6 protein-coding genes are annotated in these 4,466 nt (G+C 70.0%); 4 read left to right on the top strand and 2 right to left on the bottom strand.

The window, feature by feature from the left end; all coding sequences use genetic code 11:
- Nucleotides 1–412 (bottom strand): transposase (locus CED_RS20875; RefSeq protein WP_035913605.1); only part of this gene is annotated, 412 nt, incomplete at its 3' end.
- 646 nt (nt 413–1,058) lie between these two features.
- Here CED_RS20875 and CED_RS20870 point away from each other — a divergent pair.
- The 3 genes from CED_RS20870 (at nt 1,059) to CED_RS20860 (ending at nt 2,793) form a co-directional block, all read left to right on the top strand.
- Complete coding sequence (locus CED_RS20870; protein WP_023842180.1) at nt 1,059–1,289, top strand: hypothetical protein; 231 nt, start codon at nt 1,059–1,061, stop codon at nt 1,287–1,289.
- Nucleotides 1,286–1,885: an ATP-binding protein gene (locus tag CED_RS20865; RefSeq protein ID WP_011436938.1), complete on the top strand. Its 600-nt coding sequence runs from the start codon at nt 1,286–1,288 to the stop codon at nt 1,883–1,885. The genes CED_RS20870 and CED_RS20865 overlap by 4 nt, the downstream gene beginning before the upstream one ends.
- Before the next feature lie 86 nt (nt 1,886–1,971).
- Entirely contained in the window at nt 1,972–2,793 is an 822-nt protein-coding gene (locus tag CED_RS20860) for an alpha/beta hydrolase (protein WP_035913602.1), read from the top strand.
- On the opposite strand, the gene CED_RS26435 is transcribed toward CED_RS20860, so the two are convergent.
- Nucleotides 2,790–4,094 (bottom strand): helix-turn-helix transcriptional regulator, encoded by a 1,305-nt coding sequence (locus CED_RS26435; RefSeq protein WP_011436940.1) that lies wholly within the window; start codon nt 4,092–4,094, stop codon nt 2,790–2,792. The genes CED_RS20860 and CED_RS26435 overlap by 4 nt on opposite strands.
- Before the next feature lie 113 nt (nt 4,095–4,207).
- Here CED_RS26435 and CED_RS20850 point away from each other — a divergent pair.
- Nucleotides 4,208–4,466: IS5 family transposase (locus CED_RS20850; protein WP_035913601.1), on the top strand; the 259-nt coding region annotated here is incomplete at its 3' end.

The raw sequence follows: 4,466 nt of genomic DNA, 5'->3' as shown, positions 1-4,466 counted from the left end.
CGATCACCCAGTTGTTGCCGAACCCGACCTGGTCTGGCCCCTTCGCGGATCCGTCGTGGAACCAGCCCACCGCCCACACCTTCTTCCCCGCCCGGTGGAACAGGGTGTCATCGACGACGACGTGCAGCGGCCCGGCCGGGACGAGGCGGTCGACGACGAGCCGGGCGAGCGCCAGGCCGACCTTCTCCGGCGACCAGACCGCCCGCGCGAAAAACCGGTGCGCCCGGTCGTGCGGCCACAGCGTGGACAGGCCCGCGCCGACGAGCANCCCGCACNCCGTGCGCCGCCCGCCGGTGGCGAGCATCCCCACGACGAGCGCCCGGAACGTCCGGAACGACGGCGCGGTGAAACACGGCCGGAAACCCTCCAGCAGCACCGCCAGAGAAACCGGTATCGTCACGTCCGGGAGCATCGGCGTCCAACTTTCGGGTTGGTACAGGAAACGCTGATGCTCCCGCCACCAGCCCCTCGCGCTGGCCTTCCACCCCTCCGCCACGCACCGCGATACCACCGGCAGGCACCAGGGAATCATCCACCCGAAAGCAATCGGGAAAATTATCCAGCCGTTGCCAGACACTGATCTGGATCAAGAAAACTGCGAAACTCTAGCTGGAAGCGAAGCTACGCGGCTGGCTGGCCGGAGATTCAGCCGAGGCTCCCCTGGTGGCAGAAGTCCTATTGGAAGTTCTGAGCGAAGCGCGAACGCTCCTACACACCAATTACGTACTCAAAGTCGGCGCGGCAGATCAATCCTGAATTTAATTCGGCCCAGCGAGGTTAGGCGCCGATCTGGATTGGATATTGGACTATATGGATGGTCGCTATACCCGACATGCATGGCGCCCCCCATGATGTGCCGCTCACCGTTGCCGTAGGCGTCCCGGGCCGGGTTGAGGTCACTCCCCGGTCCGGGTCGTCACCACGGCCAGCGAGGGAGCGCGGATGCCCGGGACGGTGTACGGCTACATCAGGACGGAAGACGACGACGAAGCCGAGGTAGACCGCCTGCATGATCGGCTCGGTTCCCACGCCGCCGCCGGGGCCAGGCCCTCGCCGATGTGTTCGTGGACCGGAACATGCCGCCGGGCCAGCTCATCCGCCCCGGCCTCACGCTGCTACTGGATGCGGTCCGGCGCGCGGACGGTGCCATCGTCATCGTTCCCGACCTCTATCACCTCTCCTCGCTCATTGCTGCACGGCGCGCAATCGAAGCAGAAATCAGTGAGGCCGGTGCGCGGCTGATTGCGACCGCGGCCGCCGGCGACGACGTCGGGGCTCAGCCGTCGTGACGGCCCCGGCGACCTCGACGAGCGCACGCCCACGCCTGGCGCGCTCGTCCACGGTCCGGCAGTTCGAGGCCACGGCCAAGACGGTGAGCGCGGCCCGCCAGCACACCACGGCGACGTTGGCTGCCTGGGGATTGGCCGCAGTTGCGGATACGGCGGAACTGCTGGCCTCGGAGCTCGTGACCAACGCGTGCCGGGCGTCGGCAGGCCGGAGCGGCGTGATCGCCATGCGCCTGACCCGCACGGACGCCGATTTGGTCATTGAGGTCTGGGATGCCAACCAGACCGCGCCGGTGCGGCGAAAGCCTGGAGACGACGCCGAAGGTGGGCGCGGGCTTTTGCTGGTGGACGCCCTGAGCGCCCGGTGGGCGTACTACCGCCCCCGCTCCGGCGGCAAGGTGGTCTGGTGCAGCCTGCCTCTGGCGGCCCCGGCCCACGTCCTCCCCGAGGACGCCGAACCGCTACCCCACCGTCCGGCCTCATCCGGCCCCGCCCAGCCCGCCGAGGTCTTCACGGACCTGGTGGTGCTCCGGCGGGTGGCTGACGGCCTCCGCGCGCTGGACTGGGACCTCCCGCCGGGTGAAGACGCGCGGCCGTGACCGCACCCGGCCGCCGCCACCTCTGGTCTGGGTGCGCTCGGGGCCGGAGGATGGAGGGGACGGCAGCCGATCATCAAAGGAGTGCCATGCCCTCGCGCGACACCGCCGTTTCGCTCCGCACCTTCGACGGCCTGCACCTGGCCGGAACCCTCGTGACGCCGGAGGCGACGTACGAACGGGCCGCGGTTCTGGTCCACGGCGGCGGGGTAACCCGGGAAGAGGGCGGCTTCTTCACGCGCTTGGCCGCCGGGCTGGCGGAGGCGGGAGTGGCCTCGCTGCGCTTTGACCTCCGGGGCCACGGGGAGAGCGAAGGCCGCCAGGAGGAGACGACGCTGACGGCGCACCTCAACGACATCGCGGTGGCGCTGGCGCGGGTGCGGGAGGACACCGGGGCGCAGGTCATCCACCTGCTTGGCACCAGCTTCGGCGGCGGCTTGACCGCCTACTACGCAGCCAAGCGGCCGGAGGAGCTGGCCCGGCTGGTGCTCCTGAACCCTCAGCTGGATTACAAGAACCGGTACGTGGACCAGAAGCCGTACTGGCACGGCGACTTCTTGGACGACGAAGCCGCCGCCCGACTGNCCAAGGACGGCTTCATCCACCACTCCCCGACGGTCCGGCACGGCCGGGCGATGCTCGCGGAGGTGTTCTGGATCAGGCCGATTCAGGTGGTTGCCGAAATCGCCGCGCCCACCCTGATCGTCCACGGCACCAAGGACACCTTCATTTCGGTGGACGCCTCCCGGGCGGCGGCACCCCGGTTCCAGGCGGAACACCAGCTCGTGGAGATCGAGGGCGCGCAACACGGCTTCGCCGTCCACGAGGACCCCACCTACGTCGACCCCCAAAGCCAGGAGTGGCAGGCCTTCGTCATCCGCACGGTGGCGGACTGGCTCACGGCGGGTTAGACCAGCAGGGCGGCGCGCAGCTGGCGGGGNCCGGGCCGGGTCTGCCAGGGCGTCAATATCTGGGCGGCCCGCGTCAACTCCCGGGTGGTGCGGCTGGAGCCGGTGGCCGTCGCCAGCCGCAGGGCGGTCAGGCCTTCCTCGGCGGCGGCGTCAGGCTCGCCGCCTAACGCATGAGCGACAGCCCGGCGTGCCCGGTAGTAGCCCTCGTCCCGGCGGGACAGCGCGCCGGTTGCCAGGACTTCGCCGTAGAGGGCCGCGGCCCGGCCCGGCTTTCCCGCCTCGATGTAGCAGGTGGCCGACCGCAACAACCAGGTTCCTTCGTCGTACCCGGCCCCCAGGGAATCCGGGTCGTCGTCGGCCGCCCCCAGCAGCGCGCGAGCTTCGTCAAGCTTCTGCTCCACGACGCCGATGGGGTCGCCGGTCATCGCCAGACCGCGTGCCTCCTGCTGCGTGACCTCTGCCTGAACCCGGGGCGGCAGGTTCCACGGCCCGTAGCGCGCCGCCTGGGCGAGGGTAAGCACCCGCGTCGCGTCACGGTCCTCATAGGCGGACTGGGACTTACGAAGCAGGATGTAGCCCTGCATTGGCAGGTCCCCGGCCTCCTGCGCCCACTCCATCGCCCGGTCGTACCAGTAGGCCGCCGACGTAGCGTCGTGCAAGTCGCGGTAGAGCCAGCCCGCGAACTCTGCCCCGTCTGCCCCGACGCTGAGGAGAGCGCGCCGCACCTGGGGGCGGACATCCCGGGCGCGGGACTGGATGGCATCGAGGACGCCCAACACCAGGGGCAGCGCCCGGAGCGGCCCCATCTGGCCGTCGTTGGCCTTGCACCGGGTGAACTGCTGGCCGAAGTAGCCCACCACCGTCTCATCCAGGTAGCGGCCCGCGTCCTGCATCGCGGCGGCCAAGTGCTGCATTTCCTCTAGGCTCGCCAGTGGGACGACGTGGGCCGACCCGGGCGCGGCCCGCTCCCCCCGGGGCATCGGCACCTGGGGCGCGCCCGCCTCGCCAGAGTCCGAAGCCAGCTCCGCGACCAGATCAGTGAGGCCGTGGGAGTGCGCGGCGGCGCGGTCAATGGGAAGCGCCACCTGTTGCCCGCCGACGATGACCGGCACGGTGAGCGCCGGCGCCTGGCTCCCTCCGGTGGCCCGGGTGCGCGGCTCCCCGGGACGGTCGAACCAGAGCAGTTCCCCCGGGATGCCGAGGATTTGGCTGTAGCGAATCAGCTTGGTCAGCTCTTCGGGGGCGCGGCCGTTCTCTATCCGGCTGAGCTGCGCCTGTGTCAGGCCCAGCCACCCGCCCACCAGCTCCTGAGTGGGCGTTCTGCACGCTTTCGCCGGGNCTCAGCTTGAGTTGATCTCTGGGGTGCGGAGTTGATCGTCTTGCGTTCGCCGGCTGGCGCGTTCTGCTGGAAGACATGGCAGAACGCAAGCCGTACCCCAGTGACCTGTCCGATGAGGCGTGGGACCTGATCNNCCCGGTCCTCACCGCGTGGAAGGCCCGGCNCCCCTCGGCCAGCGGGCACGAGGGCGGCTACGACATGCGGGAGATCGTGAACGCGGTCCTCTACCAGGCCCGGACCGGCTGCCAGTGGCGCTACCTGCCCCACGACCTGCCCCCGACGTCCGCGGTGTACTACTACTTCGGCCAGTGGCGCGACGACGGCACCACCGAGA

The sequence above is a fragment of the Frankia sp. CeD genome (genome assembly GCF_000732115.1).
GTDB classification, from domain to species: Bacteria; Actinomycetota; Actinomycetes; order Frankiales; family Frankiaceae; genus Frankia; species Frankia casuarinae.
The sequence above is the reverse complement of the archived record's forward strand: the minus strand, read 5'-3'. Positions and strand labels throughout refer to the sequence as shown.